This window comes from Kocuria soli (assembly GCF_003797835.1).
In the GTDB taxonomy this organism is placed as follows: Bacteria; Actinomycetota; Actinomycetes; order Actinomycetales; family Micrococcaceae; genus Kocuria; species Kocuria soli.
Genome location: NZ_RKMF01000001.1, coordinates 255135 through 276450, shown reverse-complemented (window position 1 = coordinate 276450; position 21316 = coordinate 255135). Strand labels below are relative to the sequence as shown.

Annotated in this window: 17 protein-coding genes, 1 pseudogene and 2 riboswitches; of the genes and pseudogenes, 3 read left to right on the top strand and 15 right to left on the bottom strand. The window is 66.8% G+C overall.

Features of this window, described 5'->3' with window-relative positions; all coding sequences use genetic code 11:
• Window positions 1–1473: a dihydrolipoamide acetyltransferase family protein gene (locus EDL96_RS01225; protein WP_123823623.1), complete on the top strand. Its 1473-nt coding sequence runs from the start codon at window positions 1–3 to the stop codon at window positions 1471–1473.
• A 124-nt stretch (window positions 1474–1597) separates the two neighbouring features.
• Here the strand turns inward: EDL96_RS01225 and EDL96_RS01220 are convergent, their stop codons facing one another.
• The 11 genes and pseudogenes from EDL96_RS01220 to EDL96_RS01170 form a co-directional block, all read right to left on the bottom strand.
• Window positions 1598–2461 carry a 3-hydroxyacyl-CoA dehydrogenase family protein gene (locus tag EDL96_RS01220; protein WP_123823622.1) on the bottom strand — a complete coding sequence of 288 codons (864 nt, stop codon included), beginning with the start codon at window positions 2459–2461 and terminating at the stop codon, window positions 1598–1600.
• Window positions 2462–2475: 14 nt separating this feature from the next.
• On the bottom strand, window positions 2476–3255 hold the full coding sequence (locus tag EDL96_RS01215; RefSeq protein WP_199732501.1) for an enoyl-CoA hydratase/isomerase family protein: 780 nt from the start codon (window positions 3253–3255) through the stop codon (window positions 2476–2478).
• Between the two features lie 4 nt (window positions 3256–3259).
• Window positions 3260–4474, bottom strand: a complete 1215-nt coding sequence (locus EDL96_RS01210) for a thiolase family protein (protein ID WP_123823726.1) — start codon at window positions 4472–4474, stop codon at window positions 3260–3262.
• Between the two features lie 294 nt (window positions 4475–4768).
• Window positions 4769–6211, bottom strand: a complete 1443-nt coding sequence (locus EDL96_RS01205; RefSeq protein ID WP_123823621.1) for an MFS transporter — start codon at window positions 6209–6211, stop codon at window positions 4769–4771.
• A 236-nt stretch (window positions 6212–6447) separates the two neighbouring features.
• A pseudogene (locus EDL96_RS01200) lies at window positions 6448–7642 on the bottom strand (cobalamin-independent methionine synthase II family protein).
• Window positions 7643–7652: 10 nt separating this feature from the next.
• Window positions 7653–8861, bottom strand: a complete 1209-nt coding sequence (locus EDL96_RS01195) for a cobalamin-independent methionine synthase II family protein (protein ID WP_123823620.1) — start codon at window positions 8859–8861, stop codon at window positions 7653–7655.
• Between the two features lie 16 nt (window positions 8862–8877).
• Window positions 8878–8983: riboswitch (SAM riboswitch) on the bottom strand.
• An 87-nt stretch (window positions 8984–9070) separates the two neighbouring features.
• Window positions 9071–10612 (bottom strand): amino acid permease, encoded by a 1542-nt coding sequence (locus EDL96_RS01190; RefSeq protein ID WP_325049523.1) that lies wholly within the window; start codon window positions 10610–10612, stop codon window positions 9071–9073.
• A 241-nt stretch (window positions 10613–10853) separates the two neighbouring features.
• Entirely contained in the window at window positions 10854–11429 is a 576-nt protein-coding gene (locus EDL96_RS01185) for a TetR family transcriptional regulator (protein WP_123823619.1), read from the bottom strand.
• A gap of 15 nt (window positions 11430–11444) precedes the next feature.
• On the bottom strand, window positions 11445–12977 hold the full coding sequence (locus tag EDL96_RS01180) for a gluconokinase (RefSeq protein WP_199732500.1): 1533 nt from the start codon (window positions 12975–12977) through the stop codon (window positions 11445–11447).
• A 157-nt stretch (window positions 12978–13134) separates the two neighbouring features.
• Window positions 13135–14046 (bottom strand): hypothetical protein, encoded by a 912-nt coding sequence (locus EDL96_RS01175; protein WP_123823617.1) that lies wholly within the window; start codon window positions 14044–14046, stop codon window positions 13135–13137.
• A gap of 98 nt (window positions 14047–14144) precedes the next feature.
• Window positions 14145–14873, bottom strand: coding sequence for a hypothetical protein (locus tag EDL96_RS01170; protein WP_123823616.1), 729 nt, complete (start codon window positions 14871–14873; stop codon window positions 14145–14147).
• A 131-nt stretch (window positions 14874–15004) separates the two neighbouring features.
• On the opposite strand from EDL96_RS01170, the gene ilvD reads away from it, so the two are divergent.
• Complete coding sequence (gene ilvD, locus EDL96_RS01165; RefSeq protein WP_123823615.1) at window positions 15005–16843, top strand: dihydroxy-acid dehydratase; 1839 nt, start codon at window positions 15005–15007, stop codon at window positions 16841–16843.
• A gap of 88 nt (window positions 16844–16931) precedes the next feature.
• Here the strand turns inward: ilvD and EDL96_RS01160 are convergent, their stop codons facing one another.
• The gene (locus EDL96_RS01160; protein ID WP_123823614.1) at window positions 16932–17468 is read right to left on the bottom strand and encodes a hypothetical protein; all 537 of its coding nucleotides are present in this window, start codon (window positions 17466–17468) and stop codon (window positions 16932–16934) included.
• Between the two features lie 29 nt (window positions 17469–17497).
• Window positions 17498–17609, bottom strand: a riboswitch (SAM riboswitch).
• Window positions 17610–17776: 167 nt separating this feature from the next.
• Between EDL96_RS01160 and EDL96_RS01155 the strand changes: the two genes are divergently transcribed.
• Window positions 17777–19255, top strand: coding sequence for an alanine/glycine:cation symporter family protein (locus EDL96_RS01155; RefSeq protein WP_123823613.1), 1479 nt, complete (start codon window positions 17777–17779; stop codon window positions 19253–19255).
• Window positions 19256–19337: 82 nt separating this feature from the next.
• Here the strand turns inward: EDL96_RS01155 and EDL96_RS01150 are convergent, their stop codons facing one another.
• From EDL96_RS01150 to EDL96_RS01140, 3 genes are all read right to left on the bottom strand, one after another.
• Window positions 19338–19763 (bottom strand): hypothetical protein, encoded by a 426-nt coding sequence (locus EDL96_RS01150; protein WP_123823612.1) that lies wholly within the window; start codon window positions 19761–19763, stop codon window positions 19338–19340.
• A gap of 71 nt (window positions 19764–19834) precedes the next feature.
• Entirely contained in the window at window positions 19835–20536 is a 702-nt protein-coding gene (locus EDL96_RS01145; RefSeq protein WP_123823611.1) for a 2Fe-2S iron-sulfur cluster-binding protein, read from the bottom strand.
• A 65-nt stretch (window positions 20537–20601) separates the two neighbouring features.
• The gene (locus tag EDL96_RS01140) at window positions 20602–21315 is read right to left on the bottom strand and encodes a succinate dehydrogenase (protein ID WP_123823610.1); all 714 of its coding nucleotides are present in this window, start codon (window positions 21313–21315) and stop codon (window positions 20602–20604) included.
• Window position 21316: the final 1 nt, after the last annotated feature.

Below are 21316 nucleotides of genomic sequence, written 5' to 3'. Positions count from 1 at the left end.
ATGCCCCGCACATTCCTGCTCCCCGACCTCGGTGAAGGCCTCACGGAGGCCGACCTGGTCCGCTGGCTCGTCGCCGAAGGGGACACCGTTGCGATCGACCAGCCCATCGCCGAGGTCGAGACCGCCAAGTCGCTGGTCGAGGTCCCCTGCCCCTGGGCGGGCGTGGTCACCACGCTGCACGGTGGAACCGGCGAAACCCTGGAGGTCGGCAAACCCCTGATCTCCGTGGACACCGGCGAGGACGGACCCTCCTCGGCCAACGGCAACGACGACGGCGCCCTGTCCTACCGCGAGGAGGAACGGGCCGGGGCAGTTCCCGCGGAGCCCCAGGACCCCGGTGAGCAGACCGCTGCTGCATCAGACGATGCCTCCGACGAGTCAGAAGGCTCCGGGAACGTCTTGATCGGCTACGGGACCTCGGAGGGTTCGGGGCGGCGCCGGCGACGTCGTCGCTGGGCCACCGGAACCGAGACCAGTGCGCAGAAGACCCACGACACCATGAACCACGCCCCGCGCCTGGCTCCCAAGGTGACTTCCCCGCTGGTACGCAAGCTCGCCCGTGAACACGGAGTGGAGGTGGGCGACCTGGCCGGCAGCGGCCCGGGCGGTCTGATCATGCGCCGGGACATCCTCGGGGCGATCGAGTCGCAGCCCGCCGTCGATGCCGTGAGTGCTGCGGGTGCTGCAGCCGATGCCGCGTCGGCCGCTGGTGGCACCGACCAAGCCCTGCCCCGGACCGAATACGGTGACACCGTGGACGCCCGCACGGGTCTGACCGTTGCCGAACGGCAGCCCGTCAAGGGGATCCGGAAGACCATCGGCCAGGCCATGACGCGCTCCCGCCAGGAGATCCCGGAGGCCACCATCTGGGTGGACGTGGACGTCACACCGCTGGTGGAGTTGCGGGAGCGCCTCAAGGAACGCAACGGTCGCGCGCCGGGGCTCATGGCGTTCATGGCTCGCTTCGCGTTGGCGGGCCTGATGCGTCACCCCGAGCTCAACGTGCGTGTGGACGAGGGGCCGGACGGGCAGGAGATCGTGCGGTTCGCGGACGTCAACCTGGGGTTTGCGGCGCAGACCGACCGCGGGCTGGTGGTTCCCGTGGTGCGCAACGCCCAGGGCATGGGCGTGGAAGCGCTGCAGGGAGCATTCGGGGACCTGGTCGAGACGGCTCGCGCGGGGAGGGCCTCCACGGCCGAGCTCTCCGGCTCGACCTTCACGATCAACAACTACGGCGTGTTCGGAACCGACGGCGCCACCCCGATCATCAACCACCCGGAGGCTGCGATCCTCGGGATGGGACGAGTGATCTCCAAACCGTGGGTGGTGGACGAGGAGCTGGCCGTCCGGAAAGTCATGGTGTTGACCCTGGCCTTCGACCACCGCGTGTGCGACGGCGGCTCGGCCGGCGGCTTCCTCCGCTTCGTCGCCGACTGCGCGGAGGACCCGGAAACAGCCATCACCATGCTCTGACAACCCCGCCCCCCGTTACCGCCACCGCCTCACCATCACCGTCGAGTTCGGAGTTGTTCCGCCTATTCGACCGAATAAGCGGAACAACCCCGAACTCGGCGCAGAGGGGAGGGGGAGTAGGAGGTCAGTAGCTGTAAAAGCCCTTTCCGGATTTCCGGCCCAGCTCACCGCGGGCCACCATGTCCCGCATGAGCTGCGGCGGCTCGAAGCGCTCGCCCAGCTCGGAGGCCAGGTACTCGGCGATGCCGAGCCGTACGTCCAGTCCCACGATGTCGGTGAGCGCCAGCGGCCCCACCGGGAACTTGTAGCCCAGGACCATGGCGTTGTCGATGTCCTCGGGGGAGGCCACACCGTCCTCCACCATGCGGATGGCCTCCAGCGCGATGGCCACACCCAACCGGGACGATGCGAAGCCCGGGGCGTCGTTGACCGTCACCGGGGTCTTGTTCAGGCCCTGGACCCAGGTCAGCGCCAGGGCGGCGAGTTCCTCGGAGGTCTTCTCACCCAGAACGACTTCGACCAGCTTGGAAGCCGGCACGGGGTTGAAGAAGTGCAGCCCGCAGAAGCGCTTGGGCCGCTGCAGCTCACCGGCCAGTCCGTTGATGGACAGCGACGACGTGTTCGATGCCAACCACGCCGACTCCCCGATGTTCTCCTCGATCGCCTTGAGGCTGGAGACCTTGAGGTCCCACAGCTCCGGAACGGCTTCGACCACCAGCTCGCAGGGCTGGAAGGCCGAGTAGTCCACGGACACCGTCAGACGCTCGGCCCATTCGTCCAAGTTGCCGTCGAGCTTGCCCCGCTCCAGGGACTTGGCCAGGTCGGACTCGATCCGTTCCTTGGCAGTCACGGCGGCCTCCGCGGAGACCTCGACGACGACGACCCGCGCCCCCGAGATCAGGAAGCCGTGGGCGATACCGGCGCCCATCCGTCCGCCACCGAGCACTCCGACGGTGGCCGGAACCGTGCGTTCGTGATGTTCAGTCATGTCTGTCTGCCTCGCTATTTCTTCTTACGGTCCAGGAACGCCTGCATGCGATCGAACTTGGCCTCGGATTCGAAGAGGATCGCCTGGGCCAGTTCGTCGACGTGGGGGTGGGCCTCCCGCGGCATGTGGAAGACCTTCTTGCTGATCTGCACCGCCAGCGGGTCCTGCTTGCCGATCCGATCGGCCAGGGCGTCCGCGGCGGCGTCGAGCTCGGCGGGTTCGTGGATCTCGGAGATCAGGCCGGCGGTCAGGGACTCCTCGGCCGAGAGGATGCGTCCGGCCAGCAGGATCTCCTTGGCCACGGCCTCACCGGCCAGTTCCTTGATCCGCCAGAGCGCACCGGCGGCGGCGATGATCCCCAGCCCGGTCTCCGGCTGGCCGATCTTGAGCCCGGGCGTACCCAGGCGGAAGTCCGCGGCCCACGCCAGTTCTGCCCCGCCGCCCAACGCGTACCCGTCCAGGGCGGCGATGACCGGCATGGGCAACTTGGCGATGCGGTTGAACAGCTGCGAGTTGACCCCGCGCAGGGCATCGGCGCGTCGTCGTTCCCGCAGCTGCGCGATGTCCGCGCCCGAGGCGAAGACGCCCTTGCCGTTGACCTCAGTCCCGGCCAGGATCAGGATCTTGGGCTCGCGCTCGAGGTGGGCACACACGGCGTGCAGCTCCTCGACCATGGTCGCGTCGATCGCGTTGCGGACCTCCGGCCGGTTGAGCTGAACCTTCAGCCGGTCCTGACCGGGGGTGACGGTCAACGCTTCGAAAGCCCCGGCCTGCTCGGTGAACTCGGTGCTCACGCGATCACACCCTCTCCAGCAACAGGGCGGCACCCTGTCCCACGCCGATGCACATGGTGGCCAGACCGCGGGAGACGTTTTCGTCCTCCATGCGGTTGAGCAGCGTGATCGCGATGCGCGATCCGGAGGATCCGAGCGGGTGACCCAGGGCGATGGCACCGCCCCAGCGGTTGACGATCTCCGGGTCCAGGCCCAGCCGTCGCATGGAGCCCAGCGACTGGGTGGCGAAGGCCTCGTTGAGCTCAACCGCGCCCAGGTCCTCCACGGTCCACCCGGCACGCTCGAGCGCCTTCTGGGACGCGGGAACGGGGCCCAGTCCCATGATCTCGGGGGCAAGACCCGCGGAAGCGCCCAGGACGACGCGCGCCCGGGCGTGCAGCGCGTACTTCTCGACCGCGGCCTCGGAGGCCACGATGACGGCCGATGCGCCGTCGTTGAGTGAGGAGGAGTTGCCGGCGGTGACCACAGAACCTCCGGCCACGACCGGATGCAGCTTGGCCAGGACCTCCGTGGTGGATCCCTCGCGGGGGCCCTCGTCAGTGTCGACCACGGTCTCGCGGCCCTTGCGGTCGCGCACGGTGACGGGGACGATCTCGGCGTCGAACTTGCCCGCCCGGATGGCGGCCAGTGCCTTTTCGTGGGACTGGGCGGCGAAGGCGTCGCAGTCCTCGCGGGAGATGCTGTCCACCCGGGCGACCTCCTCGGCCGTCTCGGGCATGGAGAAGGTCATCTTCCCGTCGCGGCTGAGCTCCCCGGCGGCAAAGGCGGGGTTGACGAACCGCCAGCCGATCGAGGTGTCGAAGGACTCGCCGGGCTTGGCGAAGGCCGTGGTGGGCTTGGCCTGTACCCAGGGGGCGCGGGACATGGACTCCACACCACCGGCGACGACGACCTCGGCCGCGCCGGAGGCCACCATCTGCTGAGCCATGGTGATCGCGGACATGCCTGACGCGCACAGCCGGTTCACGGTGATGCCGGGGACGGTGTCCGGGTAGCCGTTGAGCAGCCACGCCATGCGGGCCACGTTGCGGTTCTCCTCCCCGGCGCCGTTGGCGTTGCCCAGGATGACCTCGTCCACGACCGCGGGATCCAGCCCAGCGGCCTCGATCACCCGGCGGATGCACAGGGCGGCGAGGTCGTCCGGACGGACGCTCGAGAGAGCACCTCCGTAGCGGCCCACGGGGGTGCGGGCGCCTCCGACGAGGAAAGCTTGGGGCATCTGGGTCACGGGTCCTCCTTGACGTGGCCTTGACACGATTCGACGGCGGACAATTACCGACCGATCGTTCACATAAACATGACATGGCTCACGCCCGCGGTCAATGGGCATTCACTTTTCGACGACGTCGGCCCCGCAGTCCACTGGCCCCCGGCCCAGCGGTCTGCGGGCTGGGCGTCCTGGGGTGGGGGTGACGGGGGCAAACGACGAGCGGGCGCGCGGGCCGATCGGGGGATCGGTGACCGCGCGCCCGCTCGGGGGCAAGGAATCAGGACGTCCGGGTGTTCGGGCCCGTCAGTGCTTGCGGCCGCTGGCGGGCCCCCGGGCAGCTCCTTCGTCCAGGATCATGTGGGCCGCGGTCGGGTTCTGCTCCACGAACTCCGGGTGCTCCGAAAGGTACTCCTGGTGCACCTCTTCCACGTGCAGGTCGCGACCCTGGTCGGACTTGCGAACGAAGGACACCGCGATCAGCGAGAGCAGGCTGATGGCGGCCATGTAGATGCCGATCATCCAACCCTGGCCGGTCCTGTTGAGGATCAGCTGGGCGATCATCGGGGCGAAGGCGCCACCGATGATGGAGCCGAAGGCGTAGCCGATCGACACCCCGGAGTACCGCACGCGGGCCGGGAACATCTCGGCGTACATCGCGGACTGCGGGCCGTACGAGGGACCGAGGCCTACGGTCAGCAGGAAGATCGCGGCCGCGAACAGCGGCAGGGATGCCGTGTTCAGCAGGAACCACATGGGGATGGACCACAGGATCAGCAGGACGTAGCCGATCTGGAACGTCAGGCGCCGTCCGATGCGGTCAGAGATCCAGCCGCCGAACATCGTGAAGATCAACCAGCCGAGACCGCCGATCAAGGAGGCGATCAGGGTGTCCGTGCGCGGCATGTCGAGGACCTTGGCGCCGTAGGAGGCGAAGAAGGCGATCACCATGTACCCGACGGCGTTGTTGCCCGCGAAGATCAGGGCCGCGAGCAGGACCTCGCGCTTGTTGTTCTTCATGAGCTGCCCCAGCGGAGCCGAGGACTCGGTCTGGCGCAGCTGCATCTCCTTGAACACCGGGGACTCGTCCACGGTCATGCGGATGAGATAGCCGACCACGATCAGGATCACGGAGGACAGGAACGGCACGCGCCAGCCCCAGGACTCGAACTGTTCCGGGGTCAGGGCGGAAGTCATCACGAACATGAACGCCGTGGCCAGCAGCATGCCCAGCGGCACACCGATCTGGGGGTAGGCGCCGAACAGGCCGCGCTTGTGGTTCGGTGCGTGTTCCACGGACATGAGGGCCGCGCCGCCCCATTCACCGCCGGCAGAAAAGCCCTGCAGGATGCGCAGTACCACCAGGATGATCGGCGCCCAGATGCCGATCGTGGCATAGGTGGGGAGCAGGCCGATCAATGTTGTGGCGCCACCCATTCCAACCAGGGTGAGGACCAGGACCACTTTGCGGCCGAACTTGTCTCCGACGTGACCGGCGGCAATGGCACCGAGGGGTCGGAACAGGAAGCTGATGCCCAGTGAAGCCCAGGACACGACCTGGGCCAGTGCCGCGCTGTCTTCGCCCAGCGGGTTGAAGAAGTGGGTGGCCAGGATGAAGCCGGCTGCCTGCGCGTAGATGAAGAAGTCGTACCACTCGATGGTGGTGCCGACGAGCGTGCCCGCGAGGACCTTCTTCTCCTCGCGAGTCATCTCATGGCCCTGCGTGGCCGTGGCGGTGTTTGCACTCATGGAAGTCTCCCGTGAGGGTCGGGGACGTGGTCGCCCTGATTTACTTACCGATTGGTCGGTAGTTACGCATACTAGGGGCAGTATGTGAGCCGTGTCACCAGTTTTCGGGCAATCAGATACGATTCTCTTTAGCGAACTACATAATCGCCGGTCACGGCCTGAGCATCGCGACGACGACGGCGGCCCTCCCCGCCGAGGGGAGGGCCGCCGTCGTCGTGCGCCGTGAGTTCGACCGCTCAGAAGAGACGTTCGGAGGCGATGCGTGCACCTTCCGCGAGGGTTTCGAGCTTGGCCTGAGCGATCTGCGGGTGGACGCGTCCGCCCAGTCCGCAGTCGGTCGAGGCGATGACCCGTTCGGGGCCGACCACGGAGGCGAAGCGTTCGATCCGTTCGGCCACCAGCTCAGGGTGTTCCACCACGTTGGTCGCGTGCGACACCACGCCGGGGATGATCACCTTGTCGGCGGGCAGGGCCACCTCCTGCCAGATCTTCCATTCGTGTTCGTGACGCACGTTGGCGGCCTCGAAGGAGTAGGCCCCCGCGTTGATCTCGAGCATGAGTTCAGCGATGTGGCGGAACTCGATGTCCGTGGTGTGCGGGCCGTGCCACGATCCCCAGCACAGGTGGAAACGGACCTGCTCGGGCGGAATGCCGTCCAACGCGGCATTGATCGCGTCCACGCGCCGCCGTGTGAAGGCAAGGTAGTCCTCGACCGAGGGCTCGGGGTTGATCTGGTCCCAGTTCTCGGCGATCGACGGGTCGTCGATCTGCACGATCAGCCCCGCGTCCGTGATGGCCTTGTATTCCTGGCGCATGGCCTCGGTGCACGCTGCCAGGACGTCGTCCTCGTTGCCGTAATAGGTGTCCTCGAGTCGAGCGCAAGACCCGGGGGACAGCGCGGCAAGATACCCCTCCTGCGCCCCGGTCTTGGCCATCGCGGCCTTCAGATTCGCGATGTCACGCGCCACGGCCTCCTGGCCGACATAACTGATCGGGCCGCTGAAAACCGGGAACGGTGCGGGTTTGCCCGTGAAGATCCCCGACGACGGATCCTGGTAGGCCTCCGCGAACTTCCCCCCAGTCCCGGCGGTCGCCGAAACTCGTGAGGCGAACGTCCCCGGGTGCCGACCGCTGGACGGGCTGGTCGGCCAGCGTGCGCTCGCCCGGGGCCAGTCCGTCCAGACGGGCGAAGATGTAGTGCCACCAGGCGCCGTAGTCGACGTCCTCGGCCATCGCGTGGCCGTATTCGCCGTCGTTGACGACGTCGATGCCGGTGGTGCGCTGCTGTGTCACCACGTCGTCCACCGCGGTGGACAGGAGCCGGTCGTAGTCCTCACCCGCCACGCGGGCACGGGCGGCCTCGATCAGGTCGCGGGTGCGCGGCAGGGAGCCCGCGTGAGTGGTCAGGATGTGGTTCTCGGAACGCTGCACGGCTGCCCCCTCAGAACAGTCGATCGGTGGCCAGGGCGGCACCGGCGGTCAGGGACTCGAGCTTGGCCAGGGCGATCTGCGGGTGCAGGCGTCCGCCCAGTCCACAGTCGGTCGAGGCAATCACGCGCTCTCGCCCCACGGCGGAGGCGAAGTTCTCGATCCGGTCCGCGACCAGTTCCGGGTGCTCCACCACGTTGGTCGAATGTGAGACCACGCCGGGGATGATGACCTTGTCCTCCGGCAGACCCGCGTCCTTCCACAGCTTCCACTCGTGGGCGTGGCGGACGTTGGCGGCCTCGAAGGAGTAGCCGCCCGCGTTGATGGACAGCAGCGGCTTGATCAGGTGCTTGAGCTCCAGATCCGTGGTGTGCGGACCGTGCCAGGAGCCCCAGCAGAGGTGGAACCGGACCTGCTCAGGCGGGAGGCCTTCCAGAGCGTGGTTCAGGGCTTCGATCCGCAGTTGGATGAAACCCAGGTAGTCCTCGACCGAGGGCTCGGGGTTGATCTGGTCCCAGGACTCGGCGATGGAGGGGTCGTCGATCTGTACGATCAGCCCTGCGTCCGTGATCGCCTTGTACTCCTCACGCATGGCGTCGGCGCAGGCGTAGACCAGTTCCTCGTCGGTCTTGTAGTACTCGTTGGTCACGCGGGCGCAGGACCCGGGCGAGAGCGCGGCGACGAAGCCCTCGGTGGCCCCGGTCTGTTCCATCGCGGCCTTGAGGTTCGCGATGTCCGCGGCCACGGCCTCCTGTCCCGTGTAGGTCAGGGGCCCGGTGATCTTGGGCTGCTTGACGGATTTGCGGGCCGTGAGGATTCCCGAGGACGGGTCTTCGTAGGCCTCGCGGAAGCGCTCGCGGTCCCGCCGGTCGGAGAAGGTGGTCAGCACGATGTTGCCGGGAGAGGAGCGGCGCTGTTCCGTGTCCGCCCACCGGTCCTCGTCCGACGGGGTCAGTCCGCCGAGGCGCGAGAAGGAGTAGTTCCACCACGCCCCGTAGTCCACGGAGGAGGACATGGTGTGGCCGTACTCGCCGTCGTTGACCACGTCGATGCCCAGCTCGCGCTGTTTGGCCACGATGTCCACGACGCCGCGCTGCATGGTGGCCACCAGCTCGTCCCAGGAGATCTTGCCGTCCTGGAAGGCCTCGTTGGCGGACAGGAGTTCCGGGGTGCGGGGCAGGGAGCCCACGTGGGTGGTACGGATCCGGTCAGAATTCAGCATGCGCGAAGACACGTCCTTTCCATCGGTCCTGGCGGGAGCACCGGGGGTTGCGCTGCGTGAGCTGCCAACCGGGGTTGCTGCGACGTCGACGAGCCAGGTCTCTCGGTCGCTCTGGATGGTTACGCGTCACATCTTGGCACGACGACCACCGTGGACGCCAAAACGTCGGGGACGTCCTGCGTCACGAGGCGGGGCGACGGTGCGGCCGGTCAGTCGCCGGTGGATCGCGTGGGACGCGTGGCGTCTGAATCTTCTGTGCCCGGCTGGACCACCGGATTCGCGCGTGTGCGCCCGGTGGCCCCGGCGTCGACCTCCTCGGGAGAACGGAAGCGCACCACACCGCGTCGCCGCGCAAGGATGGCGCCGATGACCCACAGAATCGCGAACAAGGCGCCGGTCAGCAGGATCTGCTGGCGCACCTCCGGCATGGTCATGCCCAGGACGATGACCGCCGCCATGGCGATCAGGGTCAGCACGGACAGCCACGGGTATCCCCAGGCCTTGAGCGTGAGTTCGCGGCCTTTGCGCTCCGCCTGACGGCGCAGGATCAGGTGCGAAAGGATCGTCGTGGTCCAGATGAAGATCAGGGTGGAACCGACGATGTTGATGAGGATGCCCAGGATCTCCTCGGCCCACAGGTAGTTCAGGGCCACGGTCACGAAGCCGAAGGCCACGGAGGCCAGCACCGCCGCCACCGGGACTCCGTGCTTGTTCGTGCTCTGCAGCCCGGCCGGGGCCAACTCGCGGTGAGACAGGGAGTAGATCATGCGCGATGCGCCGTAGAGATTTGCGTTCAGGGAGGACAGGAGGGCCACGGTGACGACGACGGCCATGGTGGTCGCGACGGCGGGCAGGCCGGCGGTCTGCAGCACCGCCACGAACGGTGAGGCGCCCAGGTCCTCCGAGTTCCAGGGCATGGCGAGGACCATGATCAGCACGGAGCCCATGTAGAAGACCAGGATGCGCCACATGATCGTTCGGATGGCCCGACCCACGTTGCGTTGAGGGTCCTCGGTCTCCGCAGCGGCGACCGCCACGATTTCGATGCCTCCGAAGGCGAAGGCCACGATCAGCAGGCCCGCAGCCACGCCACCGATGCCCTGGGGCATGAACCCGCCGTGCTCGGTCAGATTGGTCGTCCCGGGGGAGGCCGTGGGCAGGAGATCTGCGATGAACAGCACGCCGATCACCAGGAAGGCGAGTACGGCCACGACCTTCAGGAGTGAGAACCAGAACTCGAATTCACCGAAACGTCCGACGCCGCTCAGGTTGATGGCCGTGAAGACACACATGAAGATCAGCGCCAGGACCCACTGTGGGGCGATCGGCCAGGTGGCCGAGAGGATCTGGGCGGCTGCGGTGGCCTCGGCGGCGATCACGATGATGAGCTGCACCCACCACAACCAGCCGACGGCGAATCCCGTGGCGGGTCCCATGGCCCGCCCCGCGTACACGGAAAACGCGCCGGAGGTCGGCCGGTCGGCCACCATTTCCCCCAGCATGCGCATGATCAGCACGATCATGACCCCGGCGATCGCGTAGGAGATCAAAACCGCAGGTCCCGCGGCCTGGATGCCCACACCGGAACCCACGAACAACCCCGCGCCGATGGCGGAGCCCAGGCTCATCATCACCAGGTGGCGGCCCTTCATGTGGGCCTTCAACTGGGCGTCCTGCGCCGTGCGGGGCAACTGGGTGCCGCTGGGTTCCGGGGTCCGGACTCGTGCGGTCGGATCGGGTGCGTCTGCCATGTCGTGCCTCCGTGCAGGTTTGATGCGGTGGGCGCCGTGCCATCCGGCGCCTCACCCCGGCCGGCCCGTGTCGTGGATCACATGATCGGCCGCTCGGGACAACGTAGGCCAGATTGGTCATTCGCAGACCGTTTGGTGGCCGAATCGTGGGATGACCGGACGAAAACGGCCCAGCACCAGGTGAAATGACGTGGAGTGTCCACGGAGCAGGGCCTGCGCTCGGATGGTGTCCAGCGGAAATCTAAGCAGATTCCGGGCTCGGTTGTTCCTGAGTTCCGGCTGCGACGGGGAGCAGGCAGGTCAGACCCTGCTGGAAGTCCAGCTCGAACTGTGCCTCGACGGCGGTTGCTACGGCTTCCCCGGATGGTGTCGCGGCTGTCAGCGACTGGGCGGTCTGTTGGGCCAGGACGGAGCCGATGGCCCATCGGACCAGGACCTTGGCTCGGGCCATGGCCGGCGCGCCGTGCTCGTCCTCCAGGCCCGCTGCCAGTTGGGGTACGGGGGCCAGTTCCTCCGGGGAATCGGCGTGGGCGACGGCCACGATCTCGGCACCGTCGCGCAGGGCCAGGAGTCGGGAGCGGAAGTCACGAAGGATCTCTCGGGGCTCCGTCGGCCAGGCGTGGGCCCCCGAGGCCGGGTCCAGGATCCGGCGGGACAGTGCGATCAGCAGTTCCTGCTTGTTGGCCACGTGCCAGTACAGGGCCCCGGCCTGGACCCCGAGTTCAGCGGCCACACGGCGCATGGACAGGTCTCCGAGGCCGTAGTCGCCGGCCACCTCGAGCGCGGCGTCCACGATCTGGTCGCGGGTCAACGCCATGTCATCGGACCTGATTCACGGGGCGATCAGGCGCCGGTAGGCGACTTCGTAGCGCTCGGCCAACCGGTCCCAGTGCTCGCGGTGCTTCTCCTTGGGCTTGAAGGTTCGGGTGGCGGGTGCCTCCGCCGGTTCCACGCCGGGGGCCAGGACCTCCTGCGCCAGGATCGCGGTTCCGCGCAGGGTCGAGCGTTTGAACGTGGCCTGGACGGTTTCCCGCCCCAGGTAGTCGGCCAACAGCTGCTGGATTCCGGGGACGTTCTGGGACACCCCACCCGTGGACACCAGACGCTCGACGTCGCCCGCCACCTCCTTGAGTTGGGAGGCTACCCGCCCCAGGCTGAGTACAACGCCCTCCATGACTCCCCGGGCCAGAGCCTCGGGGCCCGTGGCGGCGGTGATGTCCAGCGCGTGAGCCTGGGCTCCTCCCGCCCAGCCCGTGGAGCGTTCGCCGGTGAGGTAGGGGAGCAACAGCGGCAGGTCCGGGCGGTACGGCTGGGTCGCGATCTCGGGCATGCCCGTGTCCTCGGGCAGTGCGAAGGTTCTCGATGCCCAGTCCAGGGCACGTCCGACATCGTTGACGGCGCCGCCCAGCAGGCTGCGCGAGTCGTCGATGCGGTAGCACCACAGCCCGTAGGGGATCTCCTGGGGGACGCTGTGGACCAGAACCCTCATGGCACCCGAAGTGGACATCGACGTCACCATCGTGGATGCGTCGCGACCACCGGAGCCGATGTTCTGGGCCAACCCGTCCGCGATCGGTGCGAACCACCGGGCATCCCGCAGGGCGGGCCAGCGCTGGACGACCCCCGAAGGAACCTCGAGGATCGGTTGGTTCGGCCGGGCGATCAGCGACAGCTTGGTCCGGTCGATCTGCGCCAGATCCAGCATGCGGTCGGACCAGTCACCCGTGTGGCGATTGAGCAGCCCCGTCCAGGCGGCGACGGCTGTACCCGCTCGGGCCTTCCCGAGCAACCTGATGTGGAAGTACTCACCCAGGGACACCCAGCGCTTGGTGTCGGCCACCAGATCGGGTTCGTTTTCCCGCAACCAGAGGAACCGCGGCGCAAGGTAGGAGGTGTGCAGACGAGCCCCGGTCAACTGTTGGAGCTCCGGCTCGTCGACCTGTTCCCGTAGCCCGGCCAGTTGGGGCGTGGCGCGTGAATCCGCGTACGTGTAGCACGGGGTCGTGGCCTTGCGATTCGCGTCCACACCCACCAGCGAAGACGCGAAGGTGTCGATCGCGACGCCCTTGAGCCGCCCGATCAGTTCCTTGCGGCTGCCGACGACGACGTCGATGATCGTCCCGAGCTCCTCGACCACGGAGTCCGGGTCGATGATGCTCGTCCCGTCCGACTTGGCCGTGAAGGCGTGGGGGATCTTGTGGCGATAACCACGGACCGGAACCCCGTGGGCGTCGTGCAGGCTTCCACGGCTTGCCGTCGACCCGACGTCCAGCGCAAGGACCAGGGGATCGACTGCCTTGACCAGTGGGACCGAGAATTCGGACCCGTCATCGGGCTTCGGTACGGGTGGGGCGGACTTGGCCACGGGCGCGGTCCTTCGGGCGATCGGAGGTCAGGAACACGGCCGAGGGGCCGGGCCGACGCTCGTGGTCGACCCGGCCCCCGGTCGTGGAGTCCATGCTATCCGCGTGAGCCGTTGTTGCGGCATCAGGATGGATCGCGATGGGAGAAATTGCCGCCGATCAGTTGAATCCGGCAGCCCGGCGCCGCCGCGAGGCGGTGACGCGGTTGATGATGATCAGCACGATGCCAATGACCAGGAGGAGCAAGCCCAACAGGATGCCGCCGATGATTCCCGCGGCACCGCCCAGGATCCCACCGATATTGCCCTCGACCACGTACGTGTCCGAACCTGCCAGGTCCGAGCAGTAGACGCTGTAATCGCCCGCGTCCTGGGAGGTGAACGTGCCCACCAGGTTCATCGAAGAGTCCTGGGTTTCCGTGGAGGCCGAGCTGCTGGGTGTCACGTCCACGTCGATCGAGTTGGACTCGGGGTCGTAGACGGAGCAGGAGCTCACGAACGTCGTGCCGTCACCCGACATGATCCAGTAGTCCGTGTCCGCCTCGAGGGACTGGGTGGAACCGGATGGCGCATTCGCAAAGTCTGTGACCGTTCCGCCTAGCGTTACGAAGGACACGATGATCATGATCAGACCCAGGACCGGGCCCAGGACGGCCAGGGTGATGCCCAGCCACAACGGGGGAGTGCCCTTGATGGACTTGCGATCCCCCTGTGGTTGGAAGCCCTTGCCGGAGCCGTAGGCATTCTGGCCGCCGGACTGGTAGGGATTCTGGTTCTGCATACCGCCGGGGCCGCCGTAGCCTCCGCCCTGGGCGGGTTGCTGCTGCCAGTCCTGGCCACCGGCGGGACGGAACTGGGGTGCCGAGGAACCCGATTGGTCACGCGGGGCATCGGAACCCTGCTGTCCCTGGGGACCGGGGGCATTCGTGGACGCGGCGCCGCCGAATTGAGGGGCCGAGTAGTTGCCGTCGGAGGTCGACGGCGAGTGGTCACCGGACGTGGCGTCCTTGCCGAGGTCTCCGTTGTCCTGCGGGTCGTTCGGGGTGGGCGTGCCGTTGGTGGGAGTGCTCAAGGGTCAGGTCCTTTCAGATGGGGCTGGGGTCGGGCCGTGGGGCCGTCGTGGTGCGTTGGTAGTGCGCTGATGGCGCGGAGGTGATGGGAGGGCAGGGTTCAGTAGCGACCTCCCCAGGCGGACTGGCGACGTTGCGAGGCCGAGATCCGGTTGACCACGATCAACACGACCCCGAGGACTCCCAGGACTCCGGCACCGAGGACCGAGAACAGCGACCCCAGCCCGATCCACACGTATCCGTTGCCTTCGATGGCCAGCAGATCGCTGCTGCCCTCGCAACTGACCCGGTACCTTCCGGCGTCCGTGGTGGTGAACTCCCCGATCTCCTGATAGCTCTCACCGGCACGTTCTTCCGTGCTGGTGCTGTAGCTGTCGCTCACGTAGATCGGGTCGTACTCTGGTCCGTAGACCTGACAGTCCGAGGCGACCACGGACTCGCCGGCGGGCGCGTACAGGGTGTGCATGGTGCTCGCGTCAAGCTCCTCCGTGACGCCCGGTTGAGCGGCTGCGAGTTCCCGGTCGAGCTCCTGGCTGCCGAAGACCAGGGACAGGATGATTCCACCGACGGCCAGGACGGGGCTCAATGCCAGGGCGAGGATCCCCACCCACAGCGGAGGCGAACCCTTGACCGGGCCTTGCGCCGGCCAGGACCCGTTCGGGCCACCGGCAGACGCATAGGGCGGTGTCCCGTTGGCGGGAGCGGAGGGGCCGTACGAACTCCCCGGGGTGTGGTAGGCAGATCTGTCGTAGGCGGGCGGGCGGACGTACTGCGGGGCACCCTGATAGCCGGATGAACCGGACTGGTGTGACGGGTGGTGGTGGGTCACGTACAGCCTCCCCCAGATTTTCGTTCGCAAATGTCACGGCCAGATTAGCCCGAGCCTCTGGTTCGTGCCACTGTTGACTGCGAGACTCACAGATTGTTTCGTCTCGCGCTGTTTCGTCTTGAGGAGTTGTCGTGCCGCAGCTGCGTTCTGCCACATCCACCACGGGCCGCAACATGGCCGGAGCCCGCGCCCTGTGGCGTGCCACCGGTATGGGGAGCGAGGATTTCGGCAAACCGATCATCGCGATCGCCAACTCCTTCACCCAGTTCGTTCCCGGGCACGTACACCTGAAAGACATGGGGCAACTCGTCGCGGCTGCCGTGCAGGAAGCGGGTGGTGTGGCCAAGGAGTTCAACACCATCGCGGTGGACGACGGCATCGCCATGGGCCACGATGGCATGCTCTACTCGCTGCCCAGCCGCGACATCATCGCCGATTCGGTCGAGTACATGGTCAACGCGCACTGTGCCGACGCCCTGGTCTGCATCTCCAACTGCGACAAGATCACGCCCGGAATGCTCATGGCGGCCATGCGTCTGAACATCCCCACGATTTTCGTCTCCGGGGGCCCCATGGAGTCCGGGGAGGGCGTCGAAGGCGTCGTCGAGCACCGGGTGGACCTGGTGGACGCCATGGTCATGGCCGTGGACGAATCCGTGACCGATGCGCAGCTGGCCCTGATCGAGGAGAGCGCCTGCCCCACGTGCGGTTCCTGCTCGGGCATGTTCACCGCGAACTCCATGAACTGCCTCACCGAGGCATTGGGGCTGTCCCTGCCGGGTAACGGCACCACGCTTGCCACGCACGCCAATCGCAAGCGGCTCTTCGAGGAGGCCGGTCGGCGCATCGTGGAATCCGCCAAGCGGTACTACGAGGACGACGACGACTCGGTCCTCCCGCGCTCGATCGCGACCCAGAACGCCTTCACGAACGCCATGGCCCTGGACATCGCCATGGGTGGTTCCACCAACACGGTTCTGCACATCCTGGCCGCCGCCCAGGAGGCCGAAGTCGAGTTCACGATGTCCGACATCGACGCCCTGTCCCGCAAGGTTCCGTGCCTGGCCAAGGTCGCACCCAACTCGACGAAGTACCACATCGAGCATGTCCACCGCGCCGGCGGCATCCCCGCGATCCTGGGAGAGCTGCGCCGCGGCGGGCTGCTGGACGAAACGGTGCACACGGTCCATTCCGAGACCCTGGGTGAATGGCTGGATACCTGGGACATCCGGTCGGGCAAGGCCTCCGAGGACGCCAAGGCGCACTTCCTGGCCGCACCCGGCGGGGTGCGGACCACGCAGGCCTTCTCCCAGGCCAACCTGTACGAATCCCATGACGTTGACGCTGCCGAAGGCTGTATCCGCGACGTCGAACACGCGTACACGGCCGAGGGTGGGCTGTGTGTCCTGTTCGGCAACATCGCCGAGGACGGGGCGATCATCAAGACCGCGGGCATCGATCCCGAGCTGTTCCACTTCGAGGGCAAGGCGTTCGTCGTCGAGTCCCAGGACGAGGCGGTGTTCGAAATCCTGTCCAAGAACGTGAAGGAGGGCGACGTCGTCGTCATCCGGTATGAGGGGCCCAAGGGAGGGCCGGGCATGCAGGAAATGCTGTACCCGACCTCCTACCTCAAGGGTCTGGGCCTGGGGAAGGCCTGCGCGCTCATCACGGACGGCCGCTTCTCCGGCGGTACCTCAGGGCTGTCGATCGGGCACATGTCCCCGGAGGCGGCCGCCGGTGGCGCGATCGCTCTGATCGAGACGGGCGACCCGATCGTGATCGACGTCGAGAACCGCGTGCTCAAGGTCGATGTCGACGACGCCGAACTGCATCGCCGCCGCGAATCCAAGGGAGCCCTGCCCTGGAAGCCCGCCAAGGAGCGCGAGCGCAAGGTCTCCGCGGCCCTGCGGGCCTACGCCTCCATGGTGACCTCCGCTGACAAGGGTGCTGTGCGCGTGGTCCCGGAGTGACCTGAAGAAGGCCCCCGCGTGCCGTGCCCACCATCGTTACCAATGATGGTGGGCACGGCACTTTTCAGTCTGTCTGGGGCGGAACCGGTCAGTCGGTGCCGGGTCCGGAGCCCTGAGTGGCAGCACGAAGCAGGCTCCGGGTCACAGTCTCCGGGGCCTCACCTCGCCGGACCCGCTGCGGCCATCCTCGCCATAGTTCGGAGTCGAAAGGCACGAAACCGTCGAATCCGGCGACAGCCCGCTGGTGGAACGGATGCGCCGGGTGGCCTTCGGGATCGATCTGGTCCAGGCAAACGCGTAGTTGCCACAGGTCCTGGGGCGTGAAACCGATCCTGCGGGCCGCCTTTGCAACGTCAGAGGCGCCTAGGAGATGGGGGACCCCTCCGGAGCGCCAGGTCTGACTGGCGGCAGCCAGAACCGTGGCTCCGGACGGGAACTGCGGGAACAGGAAAAGGACGCCCGCCCACTGGTGTGCTTCGGTCGGCGTGAATCCGAGCCAATGCTCGCTGCGGACAGTGATCTCTCGGTCCGGTACCTCGCGTGGGCGGAAGGTCTCGAACCGATGTGCGGCACGGTTGGAATCGGTGTTCTCACCGAAGGCGGGAGAGGAGGACGAGGACGGCATGTGAGCCACCTTCCCGGGGCGGAGCCCCGTATCGAATCTTGCTCACGACCTGTGCCGGTGAGCCCGTTCTTGATCTGGGGGCACCCGGTCGATGTCGGGTTGCCGCGCGGCCGGCCAGTCCCTGGGCCGCGACTCTTGAACGTGCTCAGAACTCTACCTTCAGGGGCCGACACAGCTGTGGTCGGGGCAGGATACGAGATCTGTGCGTGACGGCGGTGATGTACAGTGCCCCGATCGGGGCGTGTTGCGGAAGCTGGTTACCGCGGTCTGTGCCCCTTGTCTGTCTCCCTCACACCATTGGAGCAACCGTGGAACAGCTCACCGAACTCGTCGGCACCGTCGGCAACTGGATCTGGTACGTCGTCTTCGTCGTGCTGGTAGGGACCGGTCTCTTCCTGACCGTTCGCACGCGTGCCGTGCAATGGCGTTCGATCCCGGAGATGTTCCGGGTTCTGGGGGACCCTCCCGGTGAAGACCCCGACGGCAAGAAGGGCATTTCATCCTTCCGGGCCTTCACCGTCTCCGCCGCATCCCGCGTGGGAACGGGCAACATCGCCGGTGTGGCCATCGCCATCAGCACGGGTGGTCCGGGGGCTGTCTTCTGGATGTGGATGATCGCGGCCATCGGCGGGGCATCGGCGTTCGTCGAATCCCTGCTTGGTCAGCTCTACAAGCGCACCGGACACCACGGGTACTACGGCGGCCCTGCCTACTACATGACGCACGGTTTGAATGCCAAGTGGATGGGCGCCTGGTTCGCGGTGATCATCACCATCACCTACGCCTTCGTGTTCAACTCGGTGCAGGCCAATGCGATCGTGGACTCGATGTCCAGCTCGTTCGGGGTCGATGTCACACCGGGCAACGGAATGGCCTTCAAGGTCGTCGTCGGTCTCCTGCTGGTGATCCTGACGTCGTTGATCATCTTCGGCGGTATCCGCCGGATCTCTGCAGTCACTCAGGCCCTGGTTCCCGCGATGGCGCTGCTCTACATCGCTTTGGGCGTCATCGTGATTGTCATGAACATCACCGAGGTGCCCGCCATGTTCATGCACATCATCGAAGGCGCCTTCGGCATCCGAGAGTTCGTCTCGGGTGGCTTTGCCGCGGCCTTCATGATGGGTCTGCGTCGTGGTCTGTTCTCCAACGAGGCAGGTATGGGTTCTGCCCCGAACGCCGGTGCCACGGCGTCGATCTCGCACCCGGCCAAGCAGGGTTACGTGCAGTCCTTGGGTGTCTACTTCGACACCTTGCTGATCTGCTCGATGACTGCATTCATCGTGTTGCTCTCCAATCCCGAATACGGCACCACCCAGGGCGCTGCCCTGACCCAGACGGCACTGGCCGACCAATTGGGAACCTGGGCCATTCACTTCCTGAGCGTGGCGATCTTCTTGTTCGCCTACTCGTCCGTGATCGGCAACTACTTTTACGGAGAGGCGAACATCCTCTTCCTGACCGGTTCCCGGAAGGCCATGCTGGCATTCCGTCTGGTGACTCTGGCCTTCGTGATGCTGGGCGCCGTGGTCGCACTGGATCTGGTCTGGGCGTTGGCGGACGTGTTCATGGCGTTCATGGCCACCACCAACCTGATTGCCATCGTCCTCCTCTCCGGTGTGGCCGTGAAGGTGCTCAAGCACTACGAGGCACAGCGTCGCCGCGGTGAGGAGCCCGTGTTCACCGGCTCCGACATCCCCGAACTCAAGGGCTTGGACGCCTGGGACGGCAGCGATGTCATCACCACGGGTGCTTTCTGGACCCAGCAGCTCAAGACAGTCAAGCGCTGACACCTCGGCCTGATAAGCCGCGAACGACGTCGGTCCGCACCCTGCCAGGGTGCGGACCGACGTCGTTCGCGGCTCGGAGCGATCAGGAGAGGGCCGTCAGGGGCCAGAGGGCGAACAGTGCCGCGGCGGCCACGAACGCCAGGTGGAGGAACAGGAAGACCGTGGAGGCCGTCTTGACGCCGGAGCCCCTGAACTCGGAGGCACCCATGCTCAGGTGCGGGACGAAGCAGCACAGCATTCCCAGGATTCCGGAGATGCCCAGCGGAAGGAAGGCGATCACGGCGGAGGCCACCAGGTCGGCGTTCGTGTAGTGCGAAGTGGGGTCGGTCGCCGTGGCGCCCATGGCGGCAGAGAAGATCACGGTCACCGGGGATGCCAGGAGGGCGAGCGCGAAGATGATGATGCTGACCACTAGAGCGGTCACGGCCACTCCGGGAGCGGGTGCAGGGGTGGCGCGGTAGAGCGGTGCGGTCTGCATCATGGGCGGTTGCGGTGCGTAGGCGTACATCGTGACTCCTTGGGTTCGGGAGAGTTGCTACTGCAAATCTAAACCGACCCGAGCACATTTGCAACTGCGAATTACTTGGTTTGGCGTTGATTCCTCAGATGCTCCCGGGCCACCGCGGAGAGGTTCTCCAGGGGGAGTCCGGCCGGGCACACCTCCGTGCAGTCCCCGTAGGTGGAGCACGGTCCGAACGTCTCGTCCGCCGTCTCGATGACCTGCGCGGTGCGGTCCCGGCGTTCGTCGTCGTCCTTCATCAGCGGCGGCAGTTCCGTAAGCAGGGAGCCGACGAACAGCTGCGCGGAGCCGTTGGGACAGGCGGCCACGCAGGCCCCGCAGCTGATGCACCCGGCATTGGTCAGCGCCTTCAGACCCGCCGGCCCGCGAGACGCCTTGACCACGGTGCGCAGGGCCTTCTTCTTGTCGACCGTCAGATCCGAGAGAACGGGGAAGGCCGATGCCCGCAATGGTTCGAGCCGTACCCGGTCGCCGTCGCGGAAGGCGCGCACGTGCTGCTGACAGGAGGCCCGGTTGTACTCGGGGCCGTGAGGTACGCCGTCGACCGTGACGCCGCACTTGCCGCAACTGCCCTCCCTGCAGCCGTCGTCGAAAGTCACCGGTGAATCACCGTCCGGGAGTTGCTCGTTGAGCAGGTCCAGGAGCTCCAGGACCGTGGTCTCGGGTGAGACGCCTTGCACGTCGTAGGTGACAAAGCGTCCGTGGGCCTCGGCATCGGTCTGACGCCAGACTTCGACGGACACGGTTCGCGTGATCTTCATGGTCGATGACCCCTCGTGATTCTGCGGGAAATGCGGTCGCACTCGGTACACACCCGGTGGGACGTTCAGCGGACCAGGCGGGTTTGCACAGCCAGTGGGATGCTCGCGTTGCCCAGCGCCACACCGGTGCCGATGACCCGCCCCGCGATGCTCAGGGCTTCTCGGACACGACGGTCGCCCGACAGCCCGGTGTCGTTGCCGACCTGGACGATGCCCTGGGAAGTGTGAGCGGCAAGGGCCAGCATGGCCGCCAGGTACAGCCCGGCGACCTGCGGCCGCTGCAGGGAACGCACCAGGTTGTCGTACGCAGCACCCTTGGCGTGCTCGGTCGCGGCGGGGCGCACGCCGAGTGTCAGATCGGCGATGTGGTGGGCGGTGAACAGGCCCAGGACAACTCCCGTGGAGCGCATGGAGCGTTTGGCGATTTCCCACACGCGACGTCGTCGACCGCGCGGGCGACTGCGACGCACGCCACCGGCCGGGCGGTCACCGGCCCGCCAGGCGCGAACGGTCAGCAGGCTCGCGCAGGACACGTGCGTCACCGCGCAGGCCAGCAGCCCGGAACGAAAGACCCACAGCACTGTTGATTCTGGCAGGACCGGGACGCCCATGGTGCGCAGGAACCGCGCGTAGCCGTCGAACCGGTCCCGGCCCAGGTACACCTGGAGGTTGCCGGCCATGTGAGCCACCGTGAAAGCCGAGAAGACGGTCCCGCTGGCGGCCATGGCCAGTTTGAGATCAGCGGTCTTGAGAGCGCCCGCACTGTCCGAAATGGTCATG

What these genes read in the sequence shown, in the direction of transcription:
- EDL96_RS01225 (WP_123823623.1), top strand. Translation starts at nt 1, where the DNA reads ATGCCCCGCACATTCCTGCTCCCCGACCTCGGTGAAGGCCTCACGGAG.
- EDL96_RS01220 (WP_123823622.1), bottom strand. Translation starts at nt 2,461, where the DNA reads ATGACTGAACATCACGAACGCACGGTTCCGGCCACCGTCGGAGTGCTC.
- EDL96_RS01210 (WP_123823726.1), bottom strand. Translation starts at nt 4,474, where the DNA reads ATGCCCCAAGCTTTCCTCGTCGGAGGCGCCCGCACCCCCGTGGGCCGC.
- EDL96_RS01205 (WP_123823621.1), bottom strand. Translation starts at nt 6,211, where the DNA reads ATGAGTGCAAACACCGCCACGGCCACGCAGGGCCATGAGATGACTCGC.
- EDL96_RS01195 (WP_123823620.1), bottom strand. Translation starts at nt 8,861, where the DNA reads ATGCTGAATTCTGACCGGATCCGTACCACCCACGTGGGCTCCCTGCCC.
- EDL96_RS01190 (WP_325049523.1), bottom strand. Translation starts at nt 10,612, where the DNA reads ATGGCAGACGCACCCGATCCGACCGCACGAGTCCGGACCCCGGAACCC.
- EDL96_RS01185 (WP_123823619.1), bottom strand. Translation starts at nt 11,429, where the DNA reads ATGGCGTTGACCCGCGACCAGATCGTGGACGCCGCGCTCGAGGTGGCC.
- EDL96_RS01160 (WP_123823614.1), bottom strand. Translation starts at nt 17,468, where the DNA reads ATGCCGTCCTCGTCCTCCTCTCCCGCCTTCGGTGAGAACACCGATTCC.
- EDL96_RS01150 (WP_123823612.1), bottom strand. Translation starts at nt 19,763, where the DNA reads ATGTACGCCTACGCACCGCAACCGCCCATGATGCAGACCGCACCGCTC.
- EDL96_RS01145 (WP_123823611.1), bottom strand. Translation starts at nt 20,536, where the DNA reads ATGAAGATCACGCGAACCGTGTCCGTCGAAGTCTGGCGTCAGACCGAT.
- EDL96_RS01140 (WP_123823610.1), bottom strand. Translation starts at nt 21,315, where the DNA reads ATGACCATTTCGGACAGTGCGGGCGCTCTCAAGACCGCTGATCTCAAA.